The 15,188-nt window shown below is 49.2% G+C and carries 17 protein-coding genes; 16 read left to right on the plus strand and 1 reads right to left on the minus strand.

Annotation, left to right across the window (positions count from 1 at the left end; translation table 11 throughout):
- Window positions 1-28 precede the first annotated feature (28 nt).
- Window positions 29-745 carry a ribonuclease III gene (gene rnc / locus KNO86_RS00400; RefSeq protein ID WP_214693956.1) on the plus strand — a complete coding sequence of 239 codons (717 nt, stop codon included), beginning with the start codon at window positions 29-31 and terminating at the stop codon, window positions 743-745.
- 43 nt (window positions 746-788) lie between these two features.
- Here the strand turns inward: rnc and KNO86_RS00405 are convergent, their stop codons facing one another.
- Window positions 789-983, minus strand: a complete 195-nt coding sequence (locus KNO86_RS00405) for a DUF1128 family protein (RefSeq protein WP_015881361.1) — start codon at window positions 981-983, stop codon at window positions 789-791.
- Window positions 984-1,097: 114 nt separating this feature from the next.
- On the opposite strand from KNO86_RS00405, the gene smc reads away from it, so the two are divergent.
- The 15 genes from smc to sucD all read left to right on the plus strand — a co-directional run bounded on the left by smc (window position 1,098) and on the right by sucD (window position 15,171).
- Window positions 1,098-4,655: a chromosome segregation protein SMC gene (smc, locus tag KNO86_RS00410; protein WP_214691799.1), complete on the plus strand. Its 3,558-nt coding sequence runs from the start codon at window positions 1,098-1,100 to the stop codon at window positions 4,653-4,655.
- On the plus strand, window positions 4,652-5,677 hold the full coding sequence (gene ftsY, locus KNO86_RS00415; protein ID WP_074034782.1) for a signal recognition particle-docking protein FtsY: 1,026 nt from the start codon (window positions 4,652-4,654) through the stop codon (window positions 5,675-5,677). The genes smc and ftsY overlap by 4 nt, the downstream gene beginning before the upstream one ends.
- 96 nt (window positions 5,678-5,773) lie before the next feature.
- Window positions 5,774-6,097: a putative DNA-binding protein gene (locus tag KNO86_RS00420; protein WP_074034780.1), complete on the plus strand. Its 324-nt coding sequence runs from the start codon at window positions 5,774-5,776 to the stop codon at window positions 6,095-6,097.
- Between the two features lie 11 nt (window positions 6,098-6,108).
- Window positions 6,109-7,449, plus strand: a complete 1,341-nt coding sequence (gene ffh / locus KNO86_RS00425) for a signal recognition particle protein (protein ID WP_214691800.1) — start codon at window positions 6,109-6,111, stop codon at window positions 7,447-7,449.
- A gap of 82 nt (window positions 7,450-7,531) precedes the next feature.
- Window positions 7,532-7,807: a 30S ribosomal protein S16 gene (rpsP, locus tag KNO86_RS00430; RefSeq protein ID WP_015881366.1), complete on the plus strand. Its 276-nt coding sequence runs from the start codon at window positions 7,532-7,534 to the stop codon at window positions 7,805-7,807.
- 54 nt (window positions 7,808-7,861) lie between these two features.
- Window positions 7,862-8,377 (plus strand): ribosome maturation factor RimM, encoded by a 516-nt coding sequence (rimM, locus tag KNO86_RS00435; RefSeq protein ID WP_074034776.1) that lies wholly within the window; start codon window positions 7,862-7,864, stop codon window positions 8,375-8,377.
- Entirely contained in the window at window positions 8,367-9,083 is a 717-nt protein-coding gene (gene trmD / locus KNO86_RS00440; protein ID WP_214691801.1) for a tRNA (guanosine(37)-N1)-methyltransferase TrmD, read from the plus strand. Before rimM ends, trmD begins: the two co-directional genes overlap by 11 nt.
- 114 nt (window positions 9,084-9,197) lie before the next feature.
- The gene (gene rplS, locus KNO86_RS00445) at window positions 9,198-9,551 is read left to right on the plus strand and encodes a 50S ribosomal protein L19 (protein ID WP_015881369.1); all 354 of its coding nucleotides are present in this window, start codon (window positions 9,198-9,200) and stop codon (window positions 9,549-9,551) included.
- 82 nt (window positions 9,552-9,633) lie between these two features.
- Entirely contained in the window at window positions 9,634-10,176 is a 543-nt protein-coding gene (lepB, locus tag KNO86_RS00450) for a signal peptidase I (protein ID WP_074034770.1), read from the plus strand.
- Window positions 10,177-10,188: 12 nt separating this feature from the next.
- Window positions 10,189-11,049 carry a ribosome biogenesis GTPase YlqF gene (gene ylqF / locus KNO86_RS00455; protein WP_214691802.1) on the plus strand — a complete coding sequence of 287 codons (861 nt, stop codon included), beginning with the start codon at window positions 10,189-10,191 and terminating at the stop codon, window positions 11,047-11,049.
- A 41-nt stretch (window positions 11,050-11,090) separates the two neighbouring features.
- On the plus strand, window positions 11,091-11,843 hold the full coding sequence (locus KNO86_RS00460) for a ribonuclease HII (protein WP_214691803.1): 753 nt from the start codon (window positions 11,091-11,093) through the stop codon (window positions 11,841-11,843).
- A gap of 8 nt (window positions 11,844-11,851) precedes the next feature.
- Complete coding sequence (locus KNO86_RS00465) at window positions 11,852-12,703, plus strand: hypothetical protein (RefSeq protein WP_251126856.1); 852 nt, start codon at window positions 11,852-11,854, stop codon at window positions 12,701-12,703.
- Window positions 12,700-12,960 carry an EscU/YscU/HrcU family type III secretion system export apparatus switch protein gene (locus KNO86_RS00470; protein WP_214691805.1) on the plus strand — a complete coding sequence of 87 codons (261 nt, stop codon included), beginning with the start codon at window positions 12,700-12,702 and terminating at the stop codon, window positions 12,958-12,960. Before KNO86_RS00465 ends, KNO86_RS00470 begins: the two co-directional genes overlap by 4 nt.
- Window positions 12,961-13,080: 120 nt before the next feature.
- Window positions 13,081-14,241 (plus strand): ADP-forming succinate--CoA ligase subunit beta, encoded by a 1,161-nt coding sequence (gene sucC, locus KNO86_RS00475; protein ID WP_074034761.1) that lies wholly within the window; start codon window positions 13,081-13,083, stop codon window positions 14,239-14,241.
- Between the two features lie 12 nt (window positions 14,242-14,253).
- A complete protein-coding gene (sucD, locus tag KNO86_RS00480; RefSeq protein ID WP_026826262.1) occupies window positions 14,254-15,171 on the plus strand; it encodes a succinate--CoA ligase subunit alpha in 918 nt (305 codons plus the stop codon).
- The last annotated feature ends 17 nt before the right edge of the window (window positions 15,172-15,188 follow it).

A 15,188-nucleotide genomic window follows, 5' to 3' on the forward strand; every position in this document is an offset into this window, starting at 1 on the left:
GTCGGCGCAACGGCGCCGGCGTCAGGAAATGGAACGGGCACGCATCTTAGAATTATTCAAGTCATTAGAAGAGCGTTTAGACGTTCAGTTTTCGAATCACGATTTGCTCATGCAGGCGTTCACACACTCTTCATACGTGAATGAACAACGTGGATTACGAAAAGACAATGAACGCTTAGAATTTTTAGGGGATGCCGTGCTAGAATTGACCGTATCCCGCTTCCTATATGAGACTTATCCGGAGCGCTCCGAGGGGGAATTAACGAAATTACGGGCGGCGATCGTTTGTGAGCCGTCACTCGTGAATTTTGCGGAGGCCTATGCTTTCTCTGACTTCATCTTACTTGGAAAAGGTGAAGAGTTGACCGGTGGACGAAAACGTCCGGCACTACTTGCCGATGTATTCGAATCCTATATCGGTGCTCTTTATTTAGACCAAGGGATTGAGGCAGTCGAACGATTCCTCGCCGAAGCGGTTTTTCCGAAAGTCTTAGCGGGTGTATTTGAAGAACAGACCGATTTCAAGAGCCAGTTGCAGGAAAGTGTGCAACGGGAAGGCTTAGGTCCGGTCACGTATGAAATCATCGAGGAGCGAGGACCGGCGCATAGCCGTGAATTCGTTGCCCATGCACGGCTCAGTGACGACATTGTCGGAGAAGGAGTCGGGCGCTCTAAAAAAGAAGCCGAGCAGTTGGCGGCCAAAGAAGCGCTCATCGCGTTCAATCGACGTTACGCAGATCTATAAACAAAAAAAGGAGTGGACCATTCGCAATGGTTCCACTCCTTTTTCATGTCAATTGGCCGAGTTCTTCGACAATCCCGTCGACTTCCGATAAAGAGAGGGAAGAACGTGTCATTACGTACTCGTAAATCTCTTTCACCGCTGATGGGTCAGCCGCATTATATTCTTCCGCCTTGATCGCACCGCGGTTAATAATGTTCATTTTGTCCAAAATCGCTTCAATCATCTGTTCATTCGTCATCTGTATTCCCCTTTCTACAGTTCTTTTAAGAATAGCATGATTCTGTCATTTTGACGAACTGTTAACTGTGGTAAAATATACAGATGAATGCTTACTGCGGATAGGATGGTCACGATGCACTTAAAACGAATCGAACTCGCTGGCTTTAAATCATTTGCCAAGCGAATTGAATTAGATTTCCGTCCCGGCGTCACTGCTGTAGTAGGGCCGAACGGAAGCGGGAAATCCAATATATCGGACGCTGTTCGCTGGGTACTTGGAGAACAGTCGGCCAAATCACTTCGCGGTGCCAAGATGGAAGACGTCATCTTCGCCGGAAGTGAAGGTGAGAATCACCGAAACGTCGCGGAGGTCACGCTCGTCCTCGATAATCGCGACGAACAGTTACGTCTCCCTTATGAAGAAGTGAGTGTGACCCGTCGCGTGACCCGAAGTGGGGACAGCGACTATTTTATGAATAAAAAACCATGTCGTCTTAAAGACGTCATTGACCTCTTTTTAGACACAGGTCTTTCCCGTGATGCGTTCGCGATCATCGGGCAAGGTCGAGTCGAGCAAGTCATTTCCGGGAAGCCGGAAGACCGCCGTGCCGTCATCGAAGAGGCGGCGGGTGTCCTTAAGTATCGCCAGCGTAAAAAACAGGCTGAGCGTAAATTGCAAGACACCGAATTGAACTTGTCACGTGTCGACGACATTTTATTTGAATTGGCTGACCGGGTGGAACCACTTCGTGAGCAGGCGGCGCTCGCTCGGGAATATACAGTGGCAAAAGCCCGTCATGACGAGCTCGAAACGGGAATCATGGGTGCCGAAATTCAGTTGCTCCAACAAGAAATTGAACAAGTGACGGTACGTCATACAGAATCGATCAAGCAGTTATCGGATTGTGATCGTTCGGTACAACACCTCACGGAGGAACGTACTCAACTTGAGGCTACGCTATCGACCCTTCGTGAAGAGTTATCCGAGATGAACCAAAAAGAGCGCGAACAGTCGACGTATGTCGAACGCTTGACGGGTGACATCAAGCTCGCGAAAGCACAAGAAGAGCATGGAGCCGAGATGAAAGAGCGTCTCGTCCGTCAACGTGAAGAAGTGAGCGCCGAGATGGAAGAGTTAGAGACTCGACTAACGGTCGTTCGTGATGAATTGTCTAAAAAAGTAGATACGTTGCGACAAACGACCGAGGCGAGAGATACGCTTCAACAACAGTTGACAGCCGCCTCGCGTGATTTCAATGCCGAGATCGAAGCGTTACAAAGTGAGGCGTTCGAACTCGCGACAACACGAGCGACAATCAGTAACCAACAAAAGCGGGAGCAACGGGATATCGATGTCGCCATCGAGTCGAAAGAACGTCTCCTTCGTGAGAACAAACATCGTCTTGATGATCGGTCTTCACAAGAAGCAACACTCGAAGCGGCACGGGAACAATATGAAGAAGTGCAAGGCCGTTTCGAACTACTGAGTAAAAAAGAAACGGAACTTCGCGACCAAGAGACGGCGATCCGTGAAAAGTTGACACGGGCAGAAACGTCTTACTATGACCTCGAACGTCGTCGTCAAAAGACGGAAGATCGGATTGAGATGCTCGAACGGATGAAGCAATCGTATGAAGGATATTTCCATGCGGTTAAGTTTGTATTGAAAGACCGTTCATCAGGTGTGCTTGGTGCCGTCGCTGAACTGATTCGTGTTCGTCCTTCGTATGAAGCCGCCATCGAAACGGCTCTCGGACAGACGCAACAACATGTCGTCGTCAAAGACGAGACAGTCGGACGTCATGAAATCGATCGATTGCGCAAAGCGAACGCAGGTCGCGCGACGTTCTTACCGATGACGACGATCAAACCAAGATTTGTACCGACTGAGGTGTTACATCGCCTCGAATCGATGACTGGATTTGTCGGGGTGGCATCTGATTTAGTCGAGACGGACGAGTCGTTCGAAACGTTGAAAAAATCACTTCTCGGTTCGGTGCTCGTCGCCGAGACGTTAGAAGTCGCGAACCGGATTGCGCAAATGACCGGATACCGTTTCCGCGTCGTCACGCTCGAAGGAGACATCGTGAACGTCGGTGGTTCGATGACCGGTGGGAGTCGTAAGCAAGGGGTGGCCTTGTTCACACAATCGCGTGAGTTAGACGACTTGAAACAAGGATTGACGCAAGGGCTTGCGATGCTTCATGAGCAAAAACAACGTCTTCAAGAATACACGGAAGCGTTGAAGACAATCACTGAAGCATTATCAACGCTGCGAGACGAGAAACGTACCGTCGAAGGATCGCTTCGAGAGGTCGAGGCTACTTACCGTACCGCCGAACGCGCCTCGCTCGATGCCAAGTCACAACTTGAACTGTTCGATCATGAGATGCTGCGTTACGAGAAAACGATTGAGACGTCGACAGCCGAACTCGAACGTTTGACGAAAACGTTGGCAGATACGGATAAAGTGCAAGCGGACATTCGTGTTCGTCTAGAGTCGCTTCGTGCCGAACAGGCAAAAAGTGCCGAAAGTACGGGGCGACTTGAAGCGATGCTTCGTCAAAACGAGCTCGACCTACAACGCCATACGCTCGAAGAAGAACGGGTTCGCTATGAAGTGGAGCGCTTGACGACTGAACGGAAACGTCTACAGGACCGGACCGATCAGATGAATCGTGAACTTACGCGACTTGACAGTGGGGAAGTCGTCTCATCTGCCGAGTTAGAAGAGACGCTCGCTACGGCCAAGCTTGAATTCACCAACATTCAAGAGCGACTTCAAAACATGACGGCAACGCTCAAGTCAAATGAAGAGGCGTACCGCATCATGCGTCAACGTGTCGATCAAGCGACGGAAGCGCGGCGTCAAGCGGAAGCAGTCGTTCGAAAACTAGAGACAGCGAAACAAGAGTTCGAATTAAAACGACAGTGGAAGCTCGATGCGTTAGAGGAACACGGGCTCGTTGCAGAACTCTTACCGGCGCTTGAGATTCCTCTTGATGAGGCGAAAGAAGAGTTCAAATTGCTCGTTCGTCAAATTGAAGAGATCGGACCGGTTAACTTGAATGCGATCGAGGAGTTCGATAGCGTTCATGAGCGCTTTACGTTCTTGTCTGAACAGCGGGATGACTTGGTCAGTGCGAAAGAAGATTTGTATGAGATCATCGCCGAGATGGACCGTGAAGTGACACGTCTTTTCAAAGAGACATATACGAACGTTCGGGCACACTTCAAACAGACGTTCACCGAGTTGTTCGGTGGGGGCGAGGCCGATTTGAAATTGGTCGATGAGTCTGACTTGTTGAATACAGGGATTGAGATCGTCGCCAAACCGCCTGGCAAAAAGCTACAGACGCTCAGTCTGTTGTCTGGAGGAGAGCGGGCACTTACGGCAATCGCCTTACTGTTTGCGATTTTGAAAACGCGTCCGGTACCATTCTGTGTCCTCGATGAAGTCGAAGCGGCGCTTGATGAGGCGAACGTACATCGGTTCGGGGAATACATTCGCACGCTCTCAATCGACACGCAATTTGTCATCATCACGCACCGAAAAGGTACAATGGAAGCGGCAGATACGCTTTATGGCGTCACGATGCAACAGAACGGAGTGTCCGAAGTGTTATCGGTCGAACTGTCTGAAGCAAAACGTGTCGTAGAAATGGATGAAGAGATGGAGGAATCACGTTGAGTTTTTTCAAGAAATTAAAAGAGAAATTAACGACATCTACCCAAGAGGTGTCACAAAAGTTTACGGACGGATTGACGAAGACGCGTGACGGATTTGCGAGTGCCGTCAACGACCTCGTTTACCGTTTTCGCGAGGTGGATGAGGACTTCTTCGATGAACTCGAAGATTTGCTCATCCAAGCGGATGTCGGCGTCACGACGACGATGGACCTTGTCGAAGACTTGAAAGAAGAAGTCAAACGACGCAACTTGAAGGACCCGGTCGCTGTTCGGGATGCTCTCGTTGAAGTGGTGGCGAAACGCCTTCAGGAAGACGAATCTGACCGTGAACTGAACATGCAAGACGGACTCACGGTCATCTTGTTTGTCGGTGTGAACGGGGTCGGGAAGACGACGACGATCGGAAAATTGGCGCATCAATTGAAGTCGGAAGGTCGTAACGTCATGCTCGCGGCAGGAGATACATTCCGTGCAGGAGCGATCGAGCAACTTCAAGTATGGGGCGAACGCGTCGGAGTACCGGTCATTCGTCAAACGGAAGGGTCTGACCCGGCTGCCGTCGTATACGATGCAGTTCAATCTGCGAAGTCACGTAACATGGACGTGCTCATTTGTGACACGGCGGGACGCCTTCAGAATAAAGTGAACTTAATGAAAGAACTTGAAAAAGTGAAACGGGTCATCGAACGAGAAGTCCCGAACGGACCACATGAGGTGTTACTCGCATTAGATGCAACGACGGGACAAAACGCTATGATTCAAGCGAAAGCGTTCAAAGAAGCGACGAACGTGAGCGGAATCGTCTTGACGAAACTCGACGGTACAGCAAAAGGTGGGATCGTTCTCGCGATTCGAAATGAACTCGATATCCCGGTCAAATATGTCGGTCTCGGAGAGAAGATGGACGATTTGCAAGAGTTCGACCCAGAACAGTTCGTCCTCGGGTTGTTTGGAGACGTTTTTGAGGACAAATCAGAAGAGGACTCAACTGAAAATGAGGACACAAACAAAGACCTCGCCTAAGTTTTACTGTTAAGAAAAAAACTTGACAAGTACTAGGCACGGCTGTACTATTGGTAGTTGTAAAGGGATTTCACTTAACATGTGGAGGTGAAAGGTTTGACGCTCGAAAAAACGAATCGCATGAACTATCTCATCGATTTCTATCAAGCGCTCCTCACACCGAAACAGCGCAACTATATGTCTCTTTATTACCTAGATGACTACTCGCTCGGAGAGATAGCGGAAGAGTTTGAAGTCAGCCGTCAAGCGGTCTACGATAACATAAAGCGTACAGAAACGATGCTTGAACAGTACGAGGAAAAGCTCGCTCTATTCGAAAAATTCGAACAGCGTCAGCAACTTCTTCAGACCCTCAAACGTCAAGTCGAGCTCACGGATGACGTGCAGGCTACGATTTCTGCGCTTGAGAATTTAGAGTAGGGGGCTGGAGCATGGCATTTGAAGGATTATCAGAACGGTTGCAAGCGACGCTTTCAAAGATGCGCGGTAAAGGGAAAATCTCTGAGGCTGATGTCAAAGAGATGATGCGTGAGGTTCGCCTCGCCTTACTAGAAGCCGACGTCAACTTTAAAGTGGTCAAGCAATTCGTCAATGACGTGAAAGAACGCGCGGTTGGTCAGGATGTCATGAAATCATTGACGCCAGGTCAACAAGTCGTCAAAATCGTTCACGAAGAGTTGACGAATTTGATGGGAAGCGATGTCGTCCCGATCTCATTCAGTCAGAAACCACCGACAGTCGTCATGATGGTCGGTCTGCAAGGGGCAGGTAAGACGACAACGACCGGGAAGCTAGCGAACTTGATTCGCAAAAAGCATAACCGCAGTCCACTTCTCGTCGCGGCGGATATTTATCGTCCGGCGGCAATCAAGCAGCTCGAGACACTCGGGAAACAACTCGATTTACCGGTCTTCTCACTTGGCGATCAAGTGAAGCCGGAAGAGATTGTGACGAAAGCGCTCGAGTACGCAAAAACAAATCATCACGATTTCGTGTTGATCGATACGGCGGGTCGCCTTCATATCGACGAGACGCTCATGGGTGAGCTCGAAAATGTGAAGACGATTGCCAAACCAAATGAAATCTTCCTTGTCGTCGACTCGATGACAGGTCAAGATGCGGTCAATGTGGCCGACAGTTTCAATGAGAAACTCGGAATCACCGGGGTCGTGCTCACAAAGCTCGACGGAGATACACGAGGCGGGGCAGCCCTTTCGATCAAGGCAGTCACGGGAGCGCCGATTAAATTCGTCGGTCTCGGAGAAAAGTTGGATGCCCTCGAACCATTCCATCCAGAACGCATGGCGTCACGGATCCTTGGAATGGGGGACGTGCTCTCGCTCATTGAAAAAGCCGAGACACAGATGGACCAAGACGCAGCGAGAGAGCTAGAAAGCAAAATTCGTGACGCGTCATTCACGTTCGATGATTTCATTGAACAGTTGGGTCAAGTGAAAAACATGGGCCCGATTGATGAATTACTTTCGATGTTACCTGGTGCAGGTAAGATGAAAGGGTTGAAAAACGTCCAAATCGACGAGAAACAACTCGATCACGTCGAAGCGATCATTCGCTCGATGACGAAACATGAGCGCGCCAACCCGGAAGTGCTCAATGCGAGTCGTCGGAAGCGGATCGCAAAAGGGAGCGGTCGCTCGATTCAAGAAGTGAACCGTCTCATCAAACAGTTCGATGACATGAAGAAGCTCATGAAGCAAATGTCAGGACAAATGAAAGGGAAGAAAAAGGGCGTAGGTCTTCCGTTCTTCTAACAAAAACTTTTGTCAGTCGGACAAAAAAGCTGTATACTATAAAAGTTGTCAATTCTTAAACACATGATGGAGGTATATTACCATGGCAGTTAAAATTCGTCTTAAGCGCATGGGCGCAAAAAAATCACCTTTCTACCGTATCGTTGTAGCAGACTCACGTTCACCACGTGACGGTCGCTTCATCGAGCAAGTTGGTCACTACAACCCGGTTGCAAAACCAGAAGCTGAAGTTCGCATCAACGAAGAACTCGCTCTCAAATGGTTGGCAGACGGCGCGAAGCCATCTGACACAGTACGTAACTTGTTCTCTAAAGCAGGGATCATGGAGAAATTCCACAACGCGAAAAACGCGAAGTAATGATGTGGCCGACCTTTTCTGAGGTCGGCCTATTTTGTTGAGGAGGGAACGCGAATGGATTGGTTATACGTTGGGAAAATCGCCAATACGCACGGCCTTAAAGGGGAAGTGAAAATTTTGGCGGCGACAGATTTTCCGGAAGAACGCTTTAAAAAAGGAAACACGTTGTTCCTTGACGTGGACGGAACGAAACAAGAGATGACGATCACGACGTATCGTCCGCACAAGCAGTTCCATCTCGTCACGTTCAAAGGGTTTGAGAACATCAACCTTATCGAAAAATATAAAGGGTTGAAGTTATATGTCCATGCCGAACACGTGCATGATCTCTCGGAGAACGAATATTACTATCATGAGATTATCGGTTGTGAGGCAATCGTCGATGGCGAGTCGATCGGTGTGATCGATGATATCTTTGAGACGGGTGCGAACGACGTATGGGTCATCAAACGCCCAGGTAAATCGGACGCCCTCATCCCTTATATCGAATCGGTCGTTAAAGAGATTGACGTCGAAGCAAAACGTGTCGTCATCACACCGATTCCTGGAATGATTGACGATGAAGATTGATGTGTTGACGTTATTCCCGGACATGTTCAAGACGCTCGACCATTCCATCGTCGGCCGCGCGAAAGCGCTCGGACAAGTGGAGATGTCGTTCATCAATTTCCGGGATTTTTCAACGAACAAGCATCATAAAGTCGACGATTATCCGTACGGAGGAGGGGCGGGCATGTTGCTCACCCCACAACCAATCTTCGATGCGTTTGACTCGATCGAGGCGAAGTCACCACGTGTCATCCTTACGACACCGACCGGAAAACCGTTTAATCAGCAGATGGCGGAAGAATGGGCCCGGGAAGAACATCTGATCTTTTTGTGCGGGCATTATGAAGGATTCGACCAGCGTATCCACGATGAACTGGCGACAGACGAAGTGTCGATTGGCGACTTTGTCTTGACGGGTGGCGAACTCGCGACAATGGCGATGATTGATGCGACGGTGAGACTGCTCCCGGACGTCCTCGGCGATCAGGCGAGCCATGAGGACGATTCGTTCTCAACCGGTCTACTTGAATATCCGCACTATACACGCCCTGCCGATTTTCGTGGGTTGAAAGTACCGGATGTACTCCTTTCTGGAAATCACGCCCGCATCGAGACGTGGCGACGCGAACAATCACTCGAGCGAACGTATCGACGTCGACCGGATTTACTCGAGCAACTCGAGCTGACAGAAGACGATAAAAAGTTTCTCCAATCATTGCGCGATTGAGAAATATATGCTATGTTTGAGCATGTGGGTTAAACCCATCGATTACCGATGTTCCGCTATTGGATGCTTGGGCATATGAAGATATGAACATTGAAGAAAAAGGAGATATGATTCATGAACACACAAAAACTGTTCCGTGAAATCACAGAAGAACAATTCAAATCGGACGTACCTGCTTTCCGTCCTGGTGACACAGTACGTGTCCACGTTAAAGTTGTAGAGGGAACGCGTGAGCGTATCCAGATTTTCGAAGGTGTTGTAATCAAGCGTAAAGGTGGCGGCATCAGCGAAACATTCACAGTCCGTAAGATTTCTTACGGCGTAGGTGTTGAGCGTGCATTCCCGCTTCACTCACCACGCGTTGCACAAATCGAAGTCGTACGCTACGGTAAAGTTCGCCGTGCGAAACTTTACTACCTCCGTAACCTTCGCGGTAAAGCAGCACGTATTAAAGAAATCCGTCGTTAAGATGGGAATTAAGCTTGTCGCTTGCGACAAGCTTCTTTTTTTCTAGTACAATAAGTTCAAATGGATAGAGGAGTGAGTGAAGTTGAAAGAAGTGTTTAGTTGGCTCAAGGCCATCGTTGTCGCTCTTGTCATCGCGTTCGTCATCCGGACGTTCATCTTCGTTCCTGTCATCGTTGAAGGGGAGTCGATGATGCCGACACTCCACAATGCGGATCGAATGATCGTCAGTAAAATTTCGAACTATGTTGGTGAGCTAGACCGAGGTGATATCGTCGTATTCCATGCGACAGAATCAAAAGATTATATTAAACGTGTCATCGCCATTCCAGGCGACACGCTCGAATATCGAGATGACGTGCTCTATATTAACGGTGAAGCAGTAGAAGAACCGTATTTAGATGAGTTCCGTGCACAGATGAACGGGTTCCCGCTGACGGAGAACTTTACGCTTGAACAAGTGACAGGCGAGTCAGTCGTCCCTGAAGACTCATACTTCGTCATGGGAGACAACCGTCAAAACTCGAAGGACAGTCGTGAAATCGGATTTGTGTCGAAAGAGGAGATTGTCGGTAAGACGAACTTCATCTTCTGGCCGCTCGACGATGTTGGCACGGTAGAAGATTAAGGTGGTGCTTTTTTGGCAATTCAATGGTTTCCTGGCCACATGGCCAAAGCAAGAAGACAAGTAACTGAAAAATTAAAATTGATCGATGTCGTCATCGAGCTCGTGGATGCACGCGTGCCACAATCGAGCCGTAACCCGATGGTCGATGAGATCACGGCAGGCAAGCCGCGACTCATCGTCCTCAACAAAGCGGACATGGCCGACCCTGTCGTGACGGACGCGTGGTTACGTGCCCTGAAGCGAGAAGAGGTCGAAGTCGTCGCAGTTGATGCGAAGCATAGTAAAGGCTTGAAACAGCTCATCACAGGCGCTCAAAAGTTGATGCAAGAAAAACATGATCGCATGCGTGAAAAGGGACGTAACCCTGGCCCGATTCGTGCGCTCATCATCGGAATCCCGAACGTCGGGAAGTCGACGCTCATCAACCGTCTCGCAGGTCGTAACATCGCCATCACAGGCGATCGACCGGGTGTGACGAAGCGTCAACAGTGGATCAAGATGAAGGGTGGCGAGATGGAGCTCTTAGATACGCCAGGTATTCTCTGGCCGAAGTTTGAGGACCAACTCGTCGGATATCGTCTCGCCGCGACCGGCGCTATCAAAGACGAGATTCTCAATTTAGATGATATCGCCTTGTATACGGTTCGTGAGTTGCATGCTCGTTATCCGGAACAATTAAAGGAACGATTCAAACTCGAAACGTTACCGGATGACGGCGTGGAACTCCTTGAGATGATCGGGAAAAAGCGTGGTCTCATCAGTGGCGGTTACGTCGATTTTGAGAAGGCGAGCGAACTACTTTTGAATGAACTACGGCATGAAAAAATCGGACGGATCTCACTTGAGACACCGGCTGACCATGAAATGGCGTAAAGTCCTGTGTAAACAGGGCTTTTTTGAATAGGAGGAAGAACGTGACGATTCAACAGATTAAACAACAACTAGCGGACATCCGATATGAAGAATGGGTACAAATCTTCCCGACCTTGTCACAAGACCCCCGAGCAGGCGTGCAAACGTTGCTTCGGCAAAAAGAGCGCCAATTCGAGCGAGAACAAGCATTACAAGAGGATTTCGAGCATCGAATGTCATATGAACGTGAATGGAAGTCACAAGGATTCACTCGAATTGTAGGAGTCGATGAGGTCGGACGTGGACCGCTCGCAGGACCGGTCGTGGCGGCTGCTGTCTTACTACCGGAAGGGTTTTATATCGCGGGGTTGGACGATTCGAAGAAAATGTCGAAAACGGCGAGAGACACGGCATACGATCACATTATGGAAGTCGCGGAAGTTGGTGTCGGAATCGTCGATCCTGCGGTAATCGATGAGGTCAACATCTATGAGGCGACGAAGCTTGCGATGATGGAGGCGATTCGTCAAGTCGGGGAGGTCGACGCTTTATTGATTGACGCCATGAAACTGGACATCGACATACCTCAGCAGTCCTTGATTAAAGGGGACACGCTCAGCGTCTCAATCGCTGCGGCGAGTGTTGTCGCTAAGGTCGTCCGGGACCGGATGATGGAAGAATACGACCGGACGTATCCCGGTTACGGGTTTGCCAATAACGCCGGGTATGGGACAGAGGCTCATTTAGAAGGATTGAGACGTTACGGGGTGACACCGATCCATCGTCGTACATTCGCCCCGATCAAGCATATGTGAAAGGAGTGATGGCGTTGCGCATCGATCATCAAGGAGTTTTACCATTCAAAGTGGCCGAACAGACGTCGCGACCGCTTTTGCTCGGGAATACAATTGTCGGGAAGGTGCTACAACTTCTGCCCGGCAATGAGGCAGTCATGCAGTTGCCGCAAGGAATCTTTCGGGTAGGTATCAATGCGAACGTGAAAGAGAACGTGACGTATAAGATGATCGTCACGGACGTCGAGCCGAAGCTCGTCTTGAAAGTCGTCCCACAAGCGACAGAAGCGCTCGTGGCTTCCAAATCACCTCTCCAGACATTAGGAGAACAACTTGCCCGTTTCATTCGCGAACCGATTCCGACACCAGAATCGGTCAAGACAGCCGGGAAAACGATGCTAGAGAGCGGAGCGGGGTCTGATGTAAAGGCGCTCGTCGGCGAGCTGTTCAAGGCGAAAGGCGAGCCGAAGTTCGAGCAGTTCGTGCGAACCCAGGAAGCGTTCAATGCGACCCAGATCCCCCCGTTCGTCGCTCAAGCATTTCACATACCGCATTTAGGTCCGTTTGAACACGTTCAACTTCGTTTAGAAGCACCAAAACGAGAGGCGATTGATTCTGATCATGCTCGAATCGTCTTGTTTCTTGAAACGCCGCGATTCGGCGAAACAGGAATCGATGTGTTGATTCAAAAACGGTATGTATCCGTTCGGGTATTTAATGAGACTCACGATTTAAGTCCATACGTTCGTACATACGAACCGCTTCTAAAAGAAGGGTTGAAACGTGTCGATTTCGATTTGTCTTCTTTTTCATACGAAGCAAAGCGTGAGCGTGTGCCAGAGACATTTGCGCCTCTCGGAAAGGTGGATCTCCAAATATGAACGATCCAAAGAAAGCAATCGCTCTGTCATATGAGCAATCAATGGATGCCCCGCACGTCGTGGCAAAAGGGACGGGGATTGTCGCTGAGCGTATGCTTGAGATTGCCCAAGCGAACGGAATTCCTGTTCATGAGGACCCGGCACTCCTCTCCTTACTCTCAGCATTAAACATCGAAGAGCAGATTCCGGAGGACGTTTATCAAATCATTGCCGAACTTTTTGTCTTTCTTTATCAGATGGAACAAGATAAAATTTGATTTGTCTAGGGTTATATGTGAAAAAAAGATGAAAACTTAAAGCAAGAACGATAGACAGCGCTTTCAGTTTTTCGTTACAATAGACGTGCCGATATTAAAGGGGACTAAGGGGGAAAACATATGAATATCCATGAGTATCAGGCGAAAGAATTGCTAAGAGAGTTTGGGGTAGCCGTTCCGACGGGTTATCCAGCCTTTACTGTTGAAGAAGCTGTAGCAGCAGCTGCTAAGCTTGACGGTGAGTTGAAAGTTGTAAAAGCTCAAATCCACGCAGGTGGACGCGGTAAAGCAGGTGGCGTCAAACTTGCGAAGACAGATGAAGAAGTGAAGCAATACGCGACAGAAATTCTCGGAAAAACGCTCGTGACACACCAAACAGGTCCGGAAGGAAAAGTTGTCCAGCGTCTCTATATCGAAGAAGGTTCTGCGATTGACCAAGAATTTTACTTAGGACTCGTGCTTGACCGTTCGATCGGCCGAATTGTCATCATGGGTTCATCAGAAGGTGGTATGGACATCGAGGAAGTCGCTGAACATACACCTGAGAAGATTCATAAAGAGATCGTCGATCCGGTTGTGGGCTTGCGTCCATTCCAAGCACGTCGTCTCGCATTCAAAATGGAAGTCCCGACGAAACTTGTGAACAAGTTCAGTGATATGGTCATGAAGTTGTACAAAGTATATGTCGAGACAGATTGCACAATCGCGGAAATCAACCCGCTCGTCACGACGAAAGACGGAAACGTCATCGCGCTCGATGCGAAGTTGAACTTCGATAGCAACGCACTTTATCGTCACTCAGATATCCTTTCGCTTCGTGATACGACGGAAGAAGATCCACGTGAAGTCGAGGCATCAAAACATGACCTCAGCTATATCGCACTTGATGGAAACATCGGTTGCCTTGTCAACGGTGCAGGCCTTGCGATGGCAACGATGGATATCATCAAACATTACGGCGCTGAACCCGCTAACTTCCTCGATGTAGGTGGCGGTGCGACGAAAGAAAAAGTTACAGAAGCGTTCAAATTGATTTTGTCTGATGACCAAGTCAAAGGAATCTTCGTTAACATTTTCGGTGGAATCATGAAGTGTGACATCATCGCAGAGGGGATTGTCGCAGCTACGAAAGAAATCGGACTCGACTTGCCACTCGTCGTTCGCTTAGAAGGAACGAACGTTGATGCCGGGAAGCGCATTCTCGATGAATCTGGACTTGCGATCACGACAGCTAGCTCGATGGCTGACGGTGCGGAAAAAATCGCAGCACTTGTTCGATAAGGGGGAAACGACATGAGTATTTGGGCGAATAAAGATACGAAAGTCATCATTCAAGGGATTACAGGGAAACAAGGTTTGTTCCACGGTGAACAGATGCTTGCTTATAACACGAAATTAGTCGGTGGGGTCACGCCAGGTAAAGGTGGTACGACCGTTCTCGATAACGTTCCGGTCTTCAACACAGTCTCTGAGGCGGTCGAAGCGACTGGTGCAAACGCATCCATCATCTACGTACCACCAGCTTTCGCAGCTGACTCGATCATGGAAGCGGCGGACAGTGGCATCGAACTCATCATCTGTATCACTGAAGGCATTCCTGTAGTGGACATGATCCAAGTGAAACGTTATCTCGAAGACAAGCCGGCTCGCTTGATCGGACCGAACTGTCCTGGAATCATCACGCCAGGAGAAGCAAAACTTGGAATCATGCCTGGCTATATTCATACGAAAGGGCATGTCGGAATCGTGTCACGTTCTGGAACACTCACGTATGAGGCGGTTCATCAGTTGACGACGGCAGGGATTGGTCAATCGACAGCTGTCGGAATCGGGGGAGACCCAGTCAACGGAACAAACTTCATCGATACGCTCAAAGCGTTCAACGAAGATGAGGACACGAAAGCTGTCATCATGATCGGGGAAATCGGTGGAACAGCTGAAGAAGAGGCGGCTGAATGGGTGAAAGCGAACATGACGAAACCAGTCATCGGCTTCATCGGCGGACAGACGGCTCCTGAAGGCAAACGTATGGGACATGCCGGCGCAATCATCTCAGGTGGTAAAGGGACGGCTGCTGAAAAGATTAAGACGTTGAACGCGAATGGAATCGAAGTAGCTGAAACACCAGCTGTCATCGGTGAAACGTTGATTCGTGTCTTGAAAAATGAAGGTCTATACGAAGCGTGTGTCACGGGTCAACCGACGACATAAGAATCATGAGGGATGCT

The organism is Exiguobacterium sp. s160, from assembly GCF_018617575.1.
Taxonomy (GTDB): domain Bacteria; phylum Bacillota; class Bacilli; order Exiguobacteriales; family Exiguobacteriaceae; genus Exiguobacterium; species Exiguobacterium aestuarii_A.